The organism is Sphingomonas sp. GW821-FHT09B04, assembly GCF_059418285.1.
In genome coordinates this window covers 123,207-139,850 of the sequence record NZ_JBWKPO010000002.1, presented here as the reverse complement: position 1 = coordinate 139,850, position 16,644 = coordinate 123,207, and the positions used below count along the sequence as shown (strand labels likewise).

15 protein-coding genes and 1 riboswitch are annotated in these 16,644 nt (G+C 66.7%); of the genes, 5 read left to right on the top strand and 10 right to left on the bottom strand.

Annotated features, from left to right (window positions below; translation table 11 throughout):
- The first annotated feature begins 37 nt into the window (after positions 1-37).
- Entirely contained in the window at positions 38-1,204 is a 1,167-nt protein-coding gene (locus AC07NK_RS06555; protein ID WP_495169781.1) for a saccharopine dehydrogenase family protein, read from the top strand.
- Here AC07NK_RS06555 and AC07NK_RS06550 read toward each other — a convergent pair.
- Together AC07NK_RS06550 and rnr are read right to left on the bottom strand one after the other, a co-directional pair.
- A complete protein-coding gene (locus AC07NK_RS06550) occupies positions 1,201-1,509 on the bottom strand; it encodes a hypothetical protein (RefSeq protein WP_495169780.1) in 309 nt (102 codons plus the stop codon). The two genes, AC07NK_RS06555 and AC07NK_RS06550, sit on opposite strands and share 4 nt — an antisense overlap.
- A 122-nt stretch (positions 1,510-1,631) precedes the next feature.
- A complete protein-coding gene (rnr, locus tag AC07NK_RS06545) occupies positions 1,632-3,929 on the bottom strand; it encodes a ribonuclease R (protein WP_495169779.1) in 2,298 nt (765 codons plus the stop codon).
- 54 nt (positions 3,930-3,983) lie between these two features.
- Here rnr and glpD point away from each other — a divergent pair, with 54 nt between their 5' ends.
- Together glpD and AC07NK_RS06535 are read left to right on the top strand one after the other, a co-directional pair.
- Positions 3,984-5,117, top strand: a complete 1,134-nt coding sequence (gene glpD, locus AC07NK_RS06540; RefSeq protein WP_495169778.1) for a glycerol-3-phosphate dehydrogenase — start codon at positions 3,984-3,986, stop codon at positions 5,115-5,117.
- A 140-nt stretch (positions 5,118-5,257) separates the two neighbouring features.
- Positions 5,258-5,437, top strand: a complete 180-nt coding sequence (locus AC07NK_RS06535; RefSeq protein ID WP_495169777.1) for a hypothetical protein — start codon at positions 5,258-5,260, stop codon at positions 5,435-5,437.
- Between the two features lie 44 nt (positions 5,438-5,481).
- Here the strand turns inward: AC07NK_RS06535 and AC07NK_RS06530 are convergent, their stop codons facing one another.
- Positions 5,482-7,017 carry an aminoacyl--tRNA ligase-related protein gene (locus AC07NK_RS06530; protein WP_495169776.1) on the bottom strand — a complete coding sequence of 512 codons (1,536 nt, stop codon included), beginning with the start codon at positions 7,015-7,017 and terminating at the stop codon, positions 5,482-5,484.
- Between the two features lie 85 nt (positions 7,018-7,102).
- On the opposite strand from AC07NK_RS06530, the gene AC07NK_RS06525 reads away from it, so the two are divergent.
- Positions 7,103-7,999 carry a DMT family transporter gene (locus tag AC07NK_RS06525; RefSeq protein WP_495169775.1) on the top strand — a complete coding sequence of 299 codons (897 nt, stop codon included), beginning with the start codon at positions 7,103-7,105 and terminating at the stop codon, positions 7,997-7,999.
- Here AC07NK_RS06525 and AC07NK_RS06520 read toward each other — a convergent pair.
- From AC07NK_RS06520 to AC07NK_RS06490, 7 genes are all read right to left on the bottom strand, one after another.
- Positions 7,996-8,625 carry a DUF938 domain-containing protein gene (locus tag AC07NK_RS06520; RefSeq protein ID WP_495169774.1) on the bottom strand — a complete coding sequence of 210 codons (630 nt, stop codon included), beginning with the start codon at positions 8,623-8,625 and terminating at the stop codon, positions 7,996-7,998. The two genes, AC07NK_RS06525 and AC07NK_RS06520, sit on opposite strands and share 4 nt — an antisense overlap.
- Positions 8,625-9,737, bottom strand: a complete 1,113-nt coding sequence (locus AC07NK_RS06515) for a serine hydrolase domain-containing protein (protein ID WP_495169773.1) — start codon at positions 9,735-9,737, stop codon at positions 8,625-8,627. Before AC07NK_RS06515 ends, AC07NK_RS06520 begins: the two co-directional genes overlap by 1 nt.
- A 216-nt stretch (positions 9,738-9,953) precedes the next feature.
- The gene (gene gcvPB / locus AC07NK_RS06510; RefSeq protein WP_495169772.1) at positions 9,954-11,522 is read right to left on the bottom strand and encodes an aminomethyl-transferring glycine dehydrogenase subunit GcvPB; all 1,569 of its coding nucleotides are present in this window, start codon (positions 11,520-11,522) and stop codon (positions 9,954-9,956) included.
- Entirely contained in the window at positions 11,519-12,877 is a 1,359-nt protein-coding gene (gcvPA, locus tag AC07NK_RS06505; protein WP_495169771.1) for an aminomethyl-transferring glycine dehydrogenase subunit GcvPA, read from the bottom strand. Before gcvPA ends, gcvPB begins: the two co-directional genes overlap by 4 nt.
- Positions 12,878-13,025: 148 nt before the next feature.
- Positions 13,026-13,397: a glycine cleavage system protein GcvH gene (gcvH, locus tag AC07NK_RS06500; RefSeq protein WP_495169770.1), complete on the bottom strand. Its 372-nt coding sequence runs from the start codon at positions 13,395-13,397 to the stop codon at positions 13,026-13,028.
- Positions 13,394-14,563, bottom strand: a complete 1,170-nt coding sequence (gcvT, locus tag AC07NK_RS06495) for a glycine cleavage system aminomethyltransferase GcvT (protein WP_495169769.1) — start codon at positions 14,561-14,563, stop codon at positions 13,394-13,396. The genes gcvH and gcvT overlap by 4 nt, the downstream gene beginning before the upstream one ends.
- Positions 14,564-14,721: 158 nt before the next feature.
- Positions 14,722-14,860: riboswitch (glycine riboswitch) on the bottom strand.
- A 64-nt stretch (positions 14,861-14,924) separates the two neighbouring features.
- Complete coding sequence (locus AC07NK_RS06490) at positions 14,925-15,563, bottom strand: hypothetical protein (protein ID WP_495169768.1); 639 nt, start codon at positions 15,561-15,563, stop codon at positions 14,925-14,927.
- Between the two features lie 114 nt (positions 15,564-15,677).
- On the opposite strand from AC07NK_RS06490, the gene ispH reads away from it, so the two are divergent.
- A complete protein-coding gene (gene ispH / locus AC07NK_RS06485; RefSeq protein ID WP_495169767.1) occupies positions 15,678-16,643 on the top strand; it encodes a 4-hydroxy-3-methylbut-2-enyl diphosphate reductase in 966 nt (321 codons plus the stop codon).
- Position 16,644 lies beyond the last annotated feature (1 nt).

Below are 16,644 nucleotides of genomic sequence, written 5' to 3'. Positions count from 1 at the left end.
TTGGAGGTTTCGGTATGGCGATAGCGGGAGAGGAATGATGGCACGCGAGCTCGATCTGGTGGTCTATGGCGCCACCGGCTTCACCGGCCGTCTCGTCGCCGAATATCTTGCGCAGCGCTATGCTGACGGCAGCGTCAAATGGGCGATGGCCGGCCGCTCGCTGACCAAGCTTGAGCAGGTCCGCGACGCGATCGGCGCGCCCGCCTCCACCCCGCTTATCGCCGCCAATGCCGACGATCCGTCCGCGCTCCGGGCAATGACCGAGCGGGCGAAGGTCGTGATCTCGACCGTCGGCCCCTATCAGCTCTACGGCAACGATCTCGTCGCCGCCTGTGTCGAGACCGGCACCGGCTATGTCGACCTGTGTGGCGAGCCCAACTGGATGCACGACATCATCGCCCGGCACGATACCGCAGCGAAGGCGAGCGGCGCGCGCATCGTCCTGTCATGCGGCTTCGACTCGATCCCCTTCGACCTCGGCGTGTGGACCGTGCAGCAGGCGGCGAAGGCGAAGTTCGGCGAACCTGCCCCCCGCGTGAAGGGCCGCGTGCGGAAAATGCAGGGCACCTTCTCGGGCGGCACCTTCGCCAGCGGCAAGGCGACCGCCGCCGCAGCGGCGAAGAACCCCGCCGTGTTCAAGATACTGCTCGATCCCTTCGCGCTGACCCCCGGCTTCACCGGTCCCGATCAGCCCAAAGGGATCATGCCCGAATATGACGAGGCGGTCGGCGGGTGGGTCGCGCCGTTCATGATGGCGGTGATCAACACCAAGAATATCCACCGCACCAATTTCCTCGCTCACCACCCCTATGGCCGCGACTTCCGCTATGATGAGATGATGGTCGCGCCCGGCCTCGGCGATCTTGGCAAGGCCGCCGCCGATGCGATCGCAAAGATGAACCCGATGAACGCGGACAAGGGGCCCGCTCCCGGCGAAGGCCCGTCAAAGGAAGAGCGCGAGGCCGGCTTCTACGAGATCGACTTCATCGCCGAAATGCCGTCGGGCGAGCGCCTGACCGCGACCGTTACCGGCGACCGCGACCCCGGCTATGGCTCAACCAGCAAGATGATCGCGGAGGCCGCGCTCTGCCTGCTGCGGGATGTCGATGGCGGGGGCGGCGTCTGGACCCCCGGCGCGCTGATGGCCGAGCCGCTCAAGGCCCGGCTCGAGGCCAATGCGGGGCTGACGTTCCGGGTCGCCTAACCGGCGTAGAACAGCATCGCGACCACCGCGAGCAGCACCGAAACGGCAATCGCTACCGGCACCAGCTTGCCCCGATTCCGCTCAACCGCCGCCTCATAGGCACGCAGGTCGAGCCAGTAATAGGCATGGCCCTCCTTACGGATCAGCCGCTCGGCCAGCAGCCCGTCAAACGCCGCTTTGAGCTCGGCCGGCGGTGTATAGAGAATCGTGTCGTAAGGCGTGATCGCATGCGCCGCACAGAAATGGTCGACCAGCCTTCGCCGTGCCCGTCCCATCCTGGTAATCGCGACCGACTCAACCGCCATACCACCCCCGTCACCCCGGCCCTGTGCCGGGGTCCACCGCGAAACAGGCGATGCGCGCCAGCCGCTTCTCCATCGCTAGCCGCACCGCGGTCCCCGGAGCAAGTCCCGGGTGACGAAGAGTCTTAGCGCTTCTTGCCTTGATGCCTGATGTTTGCCGGGCGTCCGCGGTGCTTGATCACCCGCTTGGGTGGTCCGCCGCGCCGGGCCTCACCCGATCCGCTGCCCTTGCCGTCGGGCAATTCAAAGCGCAACGCGCCCGACACCGGATTGGCCTCGACCAGCCGCAACGACAGCCTTTGTCCCAGCGCAAATTCCTCACCGGTCTCCTCGCCGACCAGCTTCTGTGCCGCCTCGTCGTAGCGGAAATATTCACGGCCCAGATCGCGCGCCGGCACCAGGCCATCGCCGCCGACGCCATCCACCGTCGCGAAGAAGCCGAAATTCTGCACACCGGTGATCCGCGCCTCCATCACCTCGCCGACATGCGCCGAGAGATAGGCGGCGACATAGCGGTCGACCGTCTCGCGCTCAGCCTCCATCGCGCGCCGCTCGAGCTGGCTGATGACCTCGCCTGTCTTTGCCATCTCGGCATCGGTGGGCAGTTCGCCGCCCGGCCCCAGCTTGTTCGATTCGACCAGCGCGCGGTGCACCACCAGATCGGCATAGCGCCGGATCGGTGAGGTGAAGTGCGCGTAGCTGCCCAGCGCAAGACCAAAATGCCCCGCATTCTGCGGCCCATAATAGGCCTGGGTCTGCGTGCGCAGCACCTGGATCATCACCTCTTCGCGGAACTCGGCCTCGCCCACCCGCGCGATGACATGGTTGAACGTCGCCGGCTTGATCACCTGCCCCAGCGTGAACTCGACCTCGAGCGTCTTGAGATACTCCTTGAGCGCGGCCAGTTTCTCGCGGCTCGGCGGCTCGTGGACGCGGTACATCACCGGCGCCTTGCGCGCTTCCAGCGCCTTCGCCGCCGCGACGTTGGCGGCGATCATGTAGTCCTCGATCAGCTTGTGCGCATCGAGCCGCTCGCGCGGCGCGACCGAAAGGATGCGCCCCTTCTCGTCGAGCATGATCCGCCGCTCGGGCAGATCCAAATCCAGCGGCTCGCGCTTCTCACGCGCCTTATTGAGCGCGCGCCAGCATGCCCAAAGCGGGCGCAGCGTGCTGTCGACCAGCTTGGGATCGACCCCGGCCAGTTCCTCCGCGCTCATCCCGCATGGAGAGGAAGCCACTTCGACCTTCTCGCCCGCTGCGTCGATCGCCGCCTGCGCGTCCTCATAGGCGATGTTCGCCGCGAGCCGCACCACGGCGCGGGTGAAACGCCAGCCCGTGATCTCGCCTCTGGCCGAGATCTGCAGGTGGCACGCGAGCGCCGCACGATCGACATTCTGCTTGAGCGAGCAAACGTCCGCCGACAGTATTTCGGGCAGCATCGGCACGACCCGGTCGGGGAAGTATACCGAATTACCCCGCTTCCGCGCCTCGCGGTCGAGCAGCGATCCGGGGCGGACATAGAAGCTGACATCGGCGATCGCGACGATCGCCTTCCACCCGCCTTCGTTCTTGGGGTCGTCGTCGGGCGCCGCCCATACTGCATCGTCATGATCGCGGGCGTCAGACGGATCGATCGCGACGATCGGGATGTCGCGCAGATCCTCGCGACCCTTGCCCAGATCCTGCTTCGCGACCCGCTCCGCCTCCTGAAGCAGTTCCTCCGAAAACACGTTCGGGATGCTGTGTTTGTGGATCGCGATCAGGCTGAAGCTGCGCGGCGCGAACGGATCGCCCAGCACTTCGGTCACCTTGGCAAAGATGCGCGGCCCTTTGCCGCTCTTGTCCGCCATCACCAGATCGCCCGGCTCGGCGCCGTTGCGCTCGGAAATGACGAAGCTGTTGCGCTCCTTCTTCTCCAGACCGTGCAGATAGAGCCGTCCGCCCTCCTCCTTGACCACGCCGAGCATCGCCTCCTCGCCGCGAGCGAGCTTCTTCATCGGATGCGCGATCAGGCCGTTTCCGGCTTCTTCGGTGCGCGCGAGGATGCGATCGCCGACGGCCAGCGCACTGTGCTTGCCGCGCTCGCGTACGCGCAACCGCGGCACCGGGACGCCCTCGGCCTCCCAGCGCTCGGGCACTGCCCATACGGTATCGCCATCCGCGTCCGTCACCCGCAGCACGGTCACCTTGGGCACGCCGCCCATTTTGTGGAAGGCGCGGCCAGGCGCGCTGTCGATCAGGCCTTCATCGGCCATGTCGCGCAGCAGCGCCTTGAGCGTGATCTTTTCCTGACCCGAAAGCCCGAAGGCGCGCGCGATCTCGCGCTTGCCCGCGGGCGTGTCGGAGGATGTGATGAAATCGAGAATCTGTTGCCGCGTCGGCATGCCGGGCGCAGGCTTCTTTGCTTTGTTCTGTTTTGCCATTGGCCCTCAATATAGGGGCTGTGCGCCCGATTCCCAACCGAATAGGCTGATGCAGTGACGTACGACCTTCTCATCGCCGGCGGCGGCATCAACGGCTGCGCCATTGCGCGCGAAGCTTCGCTGCTCGGCCTCTCGGTCCTGCTGGTCGAGAAGGACGATCTCGCCGCGCATACCTCATCGGCGTCGAGCAAGCTGATCCATGGCGGCCTGCGCTATCTCGAAACCTATGAGTTCCGGCTGGTGCGTGAAGCGCTGCACGAACGCGAGCGGATGCTCGCCGCCGCGCCGCACCTGATCCACCCCATGCCGTTCGTCCTGCCGCATGCGCACAGCGTCCGCCCATGGTGGATGGTCCGCGCCGGCCTCTATCTCTACGATCTGCTCGGCCTGGGCTCGTCGCTGCCTCGCTCGCGCACGCTGCGCCGCGACGATCCCCGCCTCGCCCCGATCGCCCAGAATGTCGGCGGCTTCCTCTACTGGGACGCACAGGTCGATGACGCCGCGCTGGTCCGCGCCAACGCCGCCGACGCGGTCGCCAATGGCGCAAGGGTCGAGACCGGAATCGCCGTCACCGGCGCCGAACGCAGCGGCACCGGCTGGACCGTCTCATTTAGCGACGGTCGCACGATCGACGCCCGCGCCATCGTCAACGCCACCGGGCCGTGGGTGAAGGCCTTTCTCGACACGATCCATATCCGCACCGCCAGCGGCCTGCGGCTGATCAAGGGCAGCCACATCGTTGTTCCTGCCCTATGGGAGGGCGACCACGCCTATATCCTGCAACAGCCCGACCGGCGCGTGGTCTTCGCGACGCCATGGCGCGGCGGCACGATGATCGGCACCACCGACGTGCCGGTGGAGCGGCCCGAGGATGCCGGGATCACCCCGGCCGAAATCGACTATCTCTGCGCCGCCGCCAACCGCTATTTCCGGCAGCAGATCGCGCCCGCCGACATCACCGCCACCTGGTCGGGCATCCGCGCGCTCTATGACGATGGCCGTGACGAAGCGCGCACGATTACGCGCGATTATGTGCTCGAGCTCGATTCAAGCGCCGCGCCGGTGCTGTCGGTGTTCGGCGGAAAAATCACCACGGCCCGCGCCCTTGCCGAGCATGCGATGACGAATCTGGCGCCCGCAATGGCGTTCACGGCACGGCCGGTAACACGCGACCGGCAGCTCCCTTGACGAGCGTCTGGAAGGCATGCGCTCAACGGCTGCCGTCGCACGCGGATCTCAGTTGATCGCGCCGGACCGGTAGCGCACGGACCCTTTCCTTGCCTCAACCGCTTTGATTACCGTCACTTACGGCAATCAGGAGAAATCGCATGAGCGTCGAAGGAAAGCTCAAGGAGGCCGCCGGCTTCGTGAAGGAAGAGCTGAACGAGCACGGCAAATCGCCCGAAGCCCAGCAGCGCGCGCAGGAAGGCCGCGACCTGCGCAACGAAGGCCGGATCGAGGACGGCAAACCGCCCAAAACGTCCGAGCCGGGCGCCGGAGCCAAATGATCGAATGTTGCCCCCGCCTCGCGCGGGGGCAATCCGCTTAGACCTCAATAGGCGCGCGCGACCAGAATCCGCTCGATGGCAGGACGACCGGTGAACATGCAGGTCCCGTCCGCGGGCACAGCGTCAAGCGGCACGTTGCGGAAGGTGAGCTTGAGCGCCTTGATCTTCTCGACCGCCGCATCCAGCTCCGCACCACTCGGCTTCGCCCATTGCACCTCGACCCAGCCCGGATACTTCCCCGAGCCTTCGAAATGCGCCTTGAGCGCGTCAAAGCTCTCCACTCCGCGAACGATGTTGGCGTCCAGCTTGGCACGCGCCTGCGTGTGCAGCGCGGTCTGGATCTCCTCCAGCAGCCCCGCCGCCTGCGCGACGAAGTCGCCCTGCGCCAGGATCGCGCTGTCGAGTTTGCCGTCCTCGCGGTACAGCCGGTCGCGGCGGATTACCGAGACATTGCCGCCCGCCATGTCGCGGCCACCGACCTCGATCACCACCGGCGCGCCCTTCTTGACCCAGCCCCAGCGTTTGTTCGCCGCCTTGGCGGCGCGGGTGTCGAGCAGCACGCGCACCGGCTCGCCGAACGCACTCTGCTTGACCAGCTCGGCCTTCAACGCCTCGCAATAGTCGAGCAGCGGCGCATCCTCGTCGCTGTCGCGCAGCATCGGCACGATCACCACCTGCCACGGCGCCAGCCGCGGTGGCACGCGCAGGCCGTCGTCGTCTCCGTGCACCATGATGATGCCGCCGATCATGCGGGTCGACATGCCCCAGCTGATCGTGTTGGCCAGCTCGAATTCGCCATTCGCATTCTGGAAGCGGATATTCTGCGCCGACGCGAAATTGGTGCCCAGGAAATGGCTGGTGCCGGCCTGCAGCGCCTTGCCGTCCTGCATCATCGCTTCGATCGAAAAGGTCGAGACCGCGCCGGGGAAGCGCTCATTCTCCGGCTTCTCGCCCGCGATCACCGGCATCGCCGCGACGTCCTCGGCAAAGCTGCGATAGACTTCTAGCCCCACCATCGTCTGCTCGCGCGCCTGTTCGGCGCTGGCATAAGCAGCGTGCGCCTCCTGCCACAGGAATTCGGCGGTGCGCAGGAACATGCGCGTGCGCATTTCCCAGCGCACGACGTTCGCCCACTGGTTCACCTGAACCGGCAGGTCGCGCCACGACTGAACCCAGCGCGAGAACGCCGTACCGATCACCGTCTCCGACGTCGGGCGCACGACCAGCGGCTCCTCGAGCTTCGCCTCGGGATCGGGGGTCAGCCCGCCCTTGCCGTCGCCGATCAGCCGGTGATGCGTGACGACCGCCATCTCCTTGGCGAAGCCGTCGACATGCTCGGCTTCCTTCTCGAAGTAGGACAGCGGGATGAACAGCGGGAAATAGGCATTGTCATAGCCGACGCCCTTGATGCGGTCGTCGAGCAGGCGCTGGATGCGCTCCCAGATGCCATAGCCCCATGGCCGCATGATCATGCAGCCGCGCACCCCCGATTCCTCGGCCAGATCGGCTTCCGAGATGACGGCCTGGTACCAGGCGGCGAAGTCCGCTTCGCGGGTGACGTTGAGCGCATGCTTGATCATGGCCGCGCGGATAACCTGTCTAGCGGCGTTCGTCACCCCGCTTCACGGCTTGCCCCCTGCCCTGTGCGCTCCTAGGCGGAATACCATGTCGTCGGATCGCATCATGCTCGGCCTCGGCCTGCGCCTGCTTGCAATCCTGATGCTCTCGACGATGGGCGCGCTGATCAAGCTGGTCGAGACCCGCGGCGCGCATCTGGTCGAGATCATGCTCTTCCGCCAGTTCTTCGCCATCCCCTTCATCCTCGCCTGGGTGATGATGGGGCCCGGCCTTGCCTCGCTGAAGACACGGCATTTCGGGCTGCACGTCAGCCGCTCGGCGATCGGCCTCACCGGCATGGTGTTCAACTTCGGCGCGGTGCTGCTGCTCCCGCTGGCCGAGGCGACCACCTTCGGCTTCACCGTGCCGATCTTCGCCACGATCCTGGGGGCGCTGGTGCTCAAGGAGCCGACCGGCTGGCATCGCTGGGGCGCCGTGCTCGCGGGGTTCGTCGGGGTATTGATCGTCGCCCAGCCCGGCGGCAGCCACATTCCGCTGGACGGTGCACTGGTCGGGCTCACTGCGGCGCTGTTCGTCGCCATCGTCGCGATCCAGCTGCGCCAGTTGGGCCGCACCGAAAACCCGGCCACCACCGTCTTCTGGTTCTCGTCCCTGTCGGTGCCGCCGCTGCTGATCGGCTACGCCTTCGTCGCTGCGCCGCACGACTGGCAGACCTTCGCGCTGCTGATCCTGATCGGCTTCGTCGGCGGCGGCGCGCAGCTCGCGCTCACCGCCTCGCTACGCTTCGCCCCGGTCTCCGCAGTGGTGCCGATGGACTATTCCAGCCTGATCTGGGCGACGCTCTACGGCTATCTGCTGTTCGGCGTCCTCCCCGGCCCGTGGACCTGGGTCGGCGCGCCGGTGATCATCGCCAGCGGCCTCTATATCGTCTGGCGCGAGCGCCGGCGCGGCCTCCCGATCGCCGATGCCGAACCCGCATCCTAGGCCCGATAGACCAGCATGATGTTGTTCGCCGGCATCTCCACCAGCTGCTCGAACGCCAGCCCGCGCGCCGCAGCAGCCGCCGTCACATCGGCCACGTCACGCAGCCCCCAGCGCGGATCGCGCGCCTTGAGCGACGCGTCGAACGCCGCGTTCGACGGCGCCGTCTCAACCTCCGCGCGGCGATAGGGGCCGTAAAGGATCAGCGGCGCGTCTTCCGGCAACACCCGCACCGCGCCGTCGAGCAGCCCCAACGTCGCCTCCCACGGGCTGATATGCACCATGTTGATGCACAGCAGCGCATCGGCGCGCTTGACTGGCCAGTCTGCTGCCGAAGCGTCGATCGCCAGCGGCGGCGCGACATTGTCCAGCCCCGCGCACCACGACGCGATCGAATTCAGCGCCGACGGCTCGGGATCGCTCGGCTGCCAGCGCAGCGCCGCAAAGCGTTCAGCGAAGAAGGCGCAATGCTCCCCGCTCCCGCTCGCCACCTCCAGCACCAGCCCCGTTTCCGGCAACACCTCCGCCAGCACCGCCGCGATAGCCTCACGGTTGCGCAGCGTCGCCGGCGCATGCTTGCGCGCCGCGCCGCTATCCTCGGCGGCGATCCACGGCGTCGGGTCGGCCATCAGTCCGCCGCGAACAGTTCGAGAAACTTGAGCGCCAGCGGGCTCTTCTCGATCTCGGCCACCTGCGTGCGGTTGCCCCAGTGCAGCCCGTCGGTATTGCCCAGTGCTACCAAGGTCAGCCCCTTGCCCGGCACCTTGAGCAGGAAGCCAGCATAGGCTTCGGGCCACCAGCCGCCGTGCCACACCAGCTTCTGCCCGCGCCAGCTCTGCGTCCACCAGCCATAGGCGTATCCCGCGGACTTGCCGTCGGGATCGATCGGCGGCGTCCACATGGTCGTGCGCAGCGCGGGTGACAGGATCCGCCCCTGATCGAGCGCCAGTGAATATTGCGCCAAGCTGCGCGCACTCGCGATGATCCCGCTCGACGCGTTCATCTCGGGATTCGGCAGCGGAGTGGGCGCCAGGCTGTCCCAGCCATTCTTGCCGCTGGTGAACGGCGGCGCGAGGTTGAGCAAGGCCGCGCCGCCCCTGGGATCGCGCCAGCCGGCGGCGATGTCCTTCAACCCCGCCTTGTCGAGAACATACAGCCGCACCCAATGCTCCAGCGGCTTGCCGGTCTTTTCCTCGACCCAGTTGGCCAGCCGCCCGAACACCACCGGATTGTACATGAAGTTGGTGCCCGGCGTGCCCAGCACGCGCATCTGCAGCACCTGCCGTACGCTGATCTTCGCGGCACAGTCGAGCTTGGGCGGGACATAGCCGTCTTCCAGCTTCACCCCGCCGCCGAACATGTTGCCGCTCTTGGTCAGCCGTTCGCAGCGTTCCTTCCAGTCGGACAGCGTCGTGAACTCGTCGTCCAGGCGGATCACCTTATCCGCGTCCATCTGCAGCAGCGTCGCGCCGACAAAGGTCTTGGTCATCGATGCGACCAAGTAGCTGGTGTCCCCCGTCGTGCGTTCCTCGGCATCATGATCCTGCCAGCCGATCCCCTCGGCCGCGACGATCTTGCCGTCCTTGACGATGGCGTAGGACAGGCTGAGCACCGCACGCTCCTTGCGGAACGCGGTCGCGAACGCCTTGAACTCGGCGAGCTTCGCGGTGTCGTCGGCGGATTGTGCGTGGGACGGCGCGGCAAACAGCAGCGCAGCAAGGGTCAGGACTCGGCGAATCATGCGATACTCCCCCGTTTCGCTTAAAGGCTAGGCGAAACAGAGTGGATGTCACGCATGAGGCATGTGCATGCCTCCCCCTTCGTCATCCCCGCGCAGGCGGGGATCCATTCTGGCTGACCGGTCGGCTCCTGCCGCTACATCAGCGCCAATGGATTCCCGCCTGCGCGGGAATGACGAGAAAGGTCGGGTTTGCCCACGCCTTGCAGCGCGTTCACCCTATTCCGCGGCTTCCGCCTGCGACGGTTCCTTCCATACCAGCACCGGCTTGCGCGCGGCCTGGGTCTCGTCGAGGCGGCGGCGCGGTGCGAAATGCGGCGCCGACTTGAGTGCGGCGTCGCCTGCCTTGGCGCGCTCGGCGACCGAACGGAACGCGCCGATGAACTGGTCCAGCGCCGCCTTGCTCTCGGTCTCGGTCGGCTCGACCAGCATCGCGCCATGCACCACCAGCGGGAAATAGACCGTCATCGGGTGGAAGCCCTCGTCGATCAGCCCCTTGGCGATATCGAGCGTCGAGAAGCCCTCGGGCAGTCCCTTGTCGCTGAAGATCGCCTCATGCATGCACGGCCCGCTCTTGGCGAACGGCGCGTCGAGCACATCCTCCAGCGCACGCAGCACATAGTTGGCGTTGAGCACCGAATCCTCGGAAACCTGCTTCAGCCCGTCCGCGCCATGCGACAGGATATAGGTCAGCGCGCGCGTGAACATGCCCATCTGGCCATGGAACGACACCATCCGGCCGAAGCTCTCGGCATGATGCTCGTCCGCGGTCTCTTCCTCGATCAGCTCGAAGCGGTCGCCCTGCTTCTCGACGAAGGGCAAAGGCGCATAGGGCGCCAGCGCCGCCGACAGCACCACCGGGCCCGAGCCCGGCCCGCCGCCGCCATGCGGGGTCGAGAAGGTCTTGTGCAGGTTGATGTGCATCGCGTCGATGCCCAGGTCGCCCGGGCGGACCCGCCCGACGATCGCGTTGAAGTTGGCGCCGTCGCAATAGACATAGCCGCCCGCGGCGTGGACCGCGTCGCTGATCGCCTTCATGTCCGGCTCGAACAAGCCGCAGGTGTTCGGGTTGGTGATCATCACCCCCGCCACGTCCGGCCCCAGCCGCGCCTTGAGCGCCTCAAGATCGACGCGGCCCGCTTCGGTCGCCGGGATATCCTCGACGGTGAAGCCCGCGAACGCCGCGGTCGCCGGGTTGGTGCCGTGTGCGCTCTCGGGCACCAGCAGCACCTTGCGCGCCTGCTCGCCCTTGGCGTCGAGCGCCGCGCGGATCGCCAGCACGCCGCACAGCTCGCCATGCGCACCGGCCTTGGGCGACATCGCGACCGAATGCATGCCGGTCAGCGTCGTCAGCCAGTGGGCCAGCTGGTGGATCACCTCGAACGCGCCCTGCACGGTATCGACCGGCTGCAGCGGGTGGACGTCGGCGAAGCCGGGAAGCCGCGCCATCCGCTCGTTGAGGCGCGGATTGTGTTTCATCGTGCAGCTGCCGAGCGGGAACAGGCCCAGATCGATCGCATAATTCTGGCGGCTGAGGCGGGTGTAATGGCGCACCGCCTCCGGCTCGGACAGGCCGGGCAGGCCGATATCCTTGTTGCGCGCGAGGCCGCCGATCCGCGACGTCGCCTTGGGCGCCTCGGCGAAATCGACGCCGGTGGTGTCGAGCGAGCCGATCTCGAAGATCAGCGCCTCGTCGAGCATCAGCGCGCGGTTGCCGGTATGGGTCGCGCCGTCGCTACGCTCGCCGGCGTTCATTTCGGGGCGCCAGCCGGACTGGTTGATGCTCATGCCAGCACCTCCTGAAGCGCGGCGGCAAGCGTCTCGACGTCCTCCGCGGTGGTGGTTTCGGTGACCGCGACGACCAGGCCGTTCTCCAACGTCCCCTCGCCCGGATAGAGGCGGCCCAGCGATACGCCCGCGAGGATGCCCTTGTCGGCCAGCTCACGAACGATCGGACGCGCTTCCTTCGACAGCTTCAGCGTGAATTCGTTGAAGAAGGTCGGCGTCACCAGTTCGACCCCCGGCACCTTGGCCAGACGATCCGCCGCGGCGCTCGCGCCGGCATGGTTGAGCGCGGCAAGTTGCCGCAGCCCCTTCTCGCCCAGCAGCGTCATATGGATCGACCACGCCAGCGCGCACAGCACCGAGCTGGTGCAGATGTTCGACGTCGCCTTTTCGCGGCGGATATGCTGCTCGCGGGTGGACAGCGTCAGCACGAAGCCGCGCTTGCCCTCGGCATCGACCGTCTCGCCGGTCAGGCGGCCCGGCATCTGGCGGACATACTTTTCCTTGCAGCCGAACAGGCCGACATAGGGCCCGCCGAACTGCAGGCCGACGCCGATCGACTGGCCTTCGCCGACGACGATGTCCGCGCCCATCTCACCCGGAGACTTGATCGCGCCCAGCGCCACCGGCTCGGTGACGACGGCAACGAGCAGCGCCTTCTTCGCCTGGCAGGCGGCGGCAAGGTCGGACAGGTCCGAAATGCGACCGAGAATGTCGGGATATTGCACCACGACGCACGACGTCTCGTCGTCGATCATGCCGATCAGCGCGTCGGTGTCGGGCTCGGCGGTCAGTTCGGGCAGCGCCGTGACCAGCTGGTCGCCGGTATATTTCGCCATCGTGTTGGCGACCGAGACGTAGTGCGGGTGCAGCCCGCCCGACAGGATCGCCTTGGCGCGCTTGGTGATGCGCCGCGCCATGCCGATCGCCTCCCAGCACGCGGTCGATCCGTCATACATCGACGCATTGGCGACGTCGGTGCCCAGCAGGCGCGCGACCTGAGTCTGGAACTCGAACATCACCTGCAGCGTGCCCTGCGCGATCTCGGGCTGGTACGGCGTATAGGCGGTCAGGAACTCGCCGCGCTGGATGATGTGATCGACGCTCGCCGGCACATGATGGCGATAGGCGCCACAGCCGAGGAAGAAGGGCGCTTCCCCCGCCGACAGGTTCTTGCGCGCCAGCGCGGTCATGTGCCGCTCGACCGCCAGTTCGCTGGCATGCGGCGGCAGCCCCGCGATCGGGCCACTCAGACGGGCGCTCTCGGGCACATCGACGAACAGATCGTCGATCGCCGCCGCGCCGACCGCGGCGAGCATCGCCTGCCGGTCGTTGGGAGTCAGAGGAAGATAGCGCAATTGAGTTCTCCGGCCGCTGGCCACTAATCAAAACCGTCACCCCGGCTTCATGCCGGGGTCCACCGTGCCGCGCGGAACGCCCTTGAGCCTCTTGCCCATCGCCCGCCGCGCCGTGGATGCCGGCACGGGGCCGGCATGACGGCGAAAATCAAAGCTTCGAGACGAAGTCCTGATACTTGCCCTCGTCCATCAGGCCGTCGAGCTCGCTGGTGTCGGACAGGGTCATCTTGAAGAACCAGCCCTCGCCTTCGGGGTCCTCGTTCACCAGCGCCGGCTCGTCGGCCAGCGCGGGATTGCCCTCGATGATCGTGCCCGAAACCGGGGCATAGACGTCGCTTGCCGCCTTGACGCTCTCGACCACGGCGGCGTCATCGCCCTTGCTCACCTGCTTGCCCTCATCGGGCACTTCGACGAACACGATGTCGCCCAGCTGGCTCTGCGCATAGTCGGTGATGCCGACGGTCGCGGTGTCGCCGTCGAGTTCGATCCATTCATGATCTTCGGTGAAATAACGGCTCATTTGGGTCCTCCCTCACGGACGTAATTATGCGGGACGAAGGGCATGGGGACCACTTCGCCATGGTGAATCTTGCCGCGCTGGCTCAGCGTCACGCGGGTGCCGGCCACGGCCATCGCGGTCGGGACATAGGCCATCGCGATCGGCTTCTGCACCGTCGGGGCAAAGCCGCCGCTGGTGACGCGGCCGACCTCATTGCCCTCGTCGTCGAGCACCAGCGCGCCCTCGCGCACCGGCTGGCGCCCTTCGACGATCAGGCCGACGCGGCGCTGGATCGCGCCATTCTCACGCTCGAGCAGGATGCGCTCGGCGCCCGGGAAATTGGCTTCCTCGCGCCGGCGCTTACTCGCGACGGCGAAGTTCAGCGCCGCCATGATCGGCGTCGTGTCGGTGTCGAGGTCATGGCCATAGAGCGGCAGATCCGCCTCTAGCCGCAGCGAATCGCGCGCGCCCAGGCCGATCGGCTTCACTTCAGGCTGCGCGGTCAGCGCGTCGGCCAGCGCCTCCGCCTTCTCGCCCTCGACCGAGATCTCGAAGCCGTCCTCGCCGGTATAGCCCGAACGGCTGATCCACAGGCTGGTGCCGTTCCAGTCGAACCGCCCGCCGCGCATGAAGATCAGGGCTTCGACGCCCGGCACCACGCGGCTCAGCGCATCGATCGCCTTCGGCCCCTGCAGCGCGAGCAGCGCATACTCGTCCATGTGGTTGATCTCGATCTCATCGGGCAGGTGCTCGCGCAGATGGGCGATATCGTCCCATTTGCACGCGCCGTTGACGACCATGTAGAGGCCAGCTGCGCCCGGATGGGCGCCATTGTCGGCGTCCCAGCGGGTGAACATGAGGTCGTCGAGGATCCCGCCATTCTCGGCGAGCAGCAGCGAATATTTCTGACCGTTGACCTTCACGCCGGTGACGTCGGCGGGGATCAGCGCCTCAAGCGCCGCGTCGAGCCCTTCGCCCGACAGGAACAGCTGACCCATGTGGGAAACATCGAACAGGCCCGCACTCTCGCGCACCCACAGATGTTCGGCCATGATGCCTTCATACTGGACCGGCATCTCATAGCCCGCGAACGGCACCATCCGGCCGCCCTTGCCGCGATGCCAGGCATCCAGCGGAAGCAGCGCCAGCTCTTCGACGATTTCGGGTTCTTGCGTGGCGTCGCTCATGTCCATCTCCAAAGGAATCGACGGAATCGCCGCAAGATGCGGCCATTCACCGTCGCCCCCTCTGTCACGGAACCTGAGAGCTTTCGCCTATCCTTGCGACGGACAGGCTTACCCCTTCGGTGGCCCGGGCCTTCGCCCGTGCGCTTTCCAGAGTGTCGTGGCCCCGCGCGGTCCTGGGTGCCTGAGAGATTCCGGGGCGGTTGCTCCTTCGGCGGAGGTGTTTGTCACCCAAATCGGACCGCCGGCAAACCAGCTACGATTTGGGTGCGCCCACCCCAACTCTCCCGCGCGTGCCTTCAACGGTTGCCCGCTGCTGACCCGCCCCCATCTGCTGCGGCGGGCCAGACGAGTCAATCGCGATTCAGCGCGTCGCGTTATACTTCAGCTGCTCGTCGGTCAGCTGGAAGCCGACCAGCGCCTCGAAGGTCGCGCGCAACACGGCCTGGCGCACTTCCGGGCGCGCCAGCGGATCGACCGCCGCGGTCTCGTCACCCGCCTTGCGCTTGGCCAGGATCTGGCGGCGGATATCCTCGGGCAAAGTCGCCGCCGAACGCGAAACGATGGCATAGCTGGTGCCGGTCGCCGACGCGCGGGCCTGCCCCTCGGCGAAGTTCAGCGTCACCTGCCCCAGCCGTTTCGACACGACCGAGCTGCCGCCCTGCACCACCGCGACATAATAAGGCAGCGTCACCTGACGTGCCTCGCTGCCGAAGCGGCGGCTGCCCAGCACTTCGAAGCTGATCGTGGTCTGGATATTCTCGGCCGCATCATCGCAGACCGAGGTGACGTTGGTCAGTACCGCGGTGACGTCGATCGCATTGGCGTCGCGGCTGGTCGGCGAGTTGAACAGGGTGACGTCCCCGGTATGCGCCGCCACACCGACGCGGGGGCAGGCCGAACGGACCTGAGTGATGCCGCCCTCGGCGATGTCGCCCGTTTTCGCGCAGCCCGCGAGTGCCAACATCGTCGTCGCGGCGAGAGCCAGATTGCGGATACGCAAGGGGGACACCTTTCCTGAAACCTTGATAGGGCCGCCTTCACTTCGGAAACCGGCGCGGCCCGTCATAGGAACCGCCTTTCGCCCGCGCAAGCAATCGCGTAGAGCCGCCTCGACATGAGCGAAGCAATTAACTCCGGCGAAAAGCCCGTCCTTGAGCTCCTGATCGCCGCGCCGCGTGGTTTCTGCGCCGGCGTCGACCGCGCGATCCAGATCGTCGAGCGCGCGATCGAGAAACATGGCGCCCCGGTCTATGTCCGGCATGAGATCGTCCACAACAAGTTCGTGGTGGATTCGCTCAAGGCCAAGGGCGCGGTGTTCGTCGACGAGCTGGACGAGGTGCCCGACGGCGTTCCCGTCGTCTTCTCCGCGCATGGCGTGCCCAAGTCGGTCCCGGCCGAGGCGCAGGATCGCGGCCTCTCCTATCTCGACGCCACTTGTCCATTGGTGTCCAAGGTCCATCGCCAGGCCGAACGGCTGGTCGCTGCCGACCGCCACATCCTGTTCATCGGCCATGCCCGCCATCCCGAGGTGGTCGGCACCTTCGGCCAGGTGCCCGAGGGCAGCATGACGCTGATCGAGACCGAGGCCGATGCCGAAACGGTCGCGATCGACGATCCCGACAACCTCGCCTTCCTCACCCAGACGACGCTGTCGGTGGACGATACCGCCTCGATCCTCAGCATCCTCCAGCGCCGCTTCCCCGATATCGTCGCGCCCAAGGCCGACGACATCTGCTACGCCACCTCGAACCGTCAGGCCGCGGTGCGCGCGATCGCGCAGTCGTGCGACCTGGTTCTGGTGATCGGCGCACCCAACTCGTCCAATTCGGTGCGGCTGGTCGAAGTCGCCGAGCGCGAAGGCACCACGGCAAAGCTGATCCAGCGCGCCGACGAGCTCGATTTCGACTGGTTGTGGGGCGTCGGCACGCTCGGCATCACCGCGGGCGCCTCCGCGCCCGAGCTGCTGGTGCGCGAAGTGGTCGACAAGCTCGCCACCCGCTTCGAGATCAGCGAGCGCCAGGTCGAGACGGCACAGGAAACCATCGTCTTCAAGCTGCCCCGCGACCTCGAAGCGGCCTGAT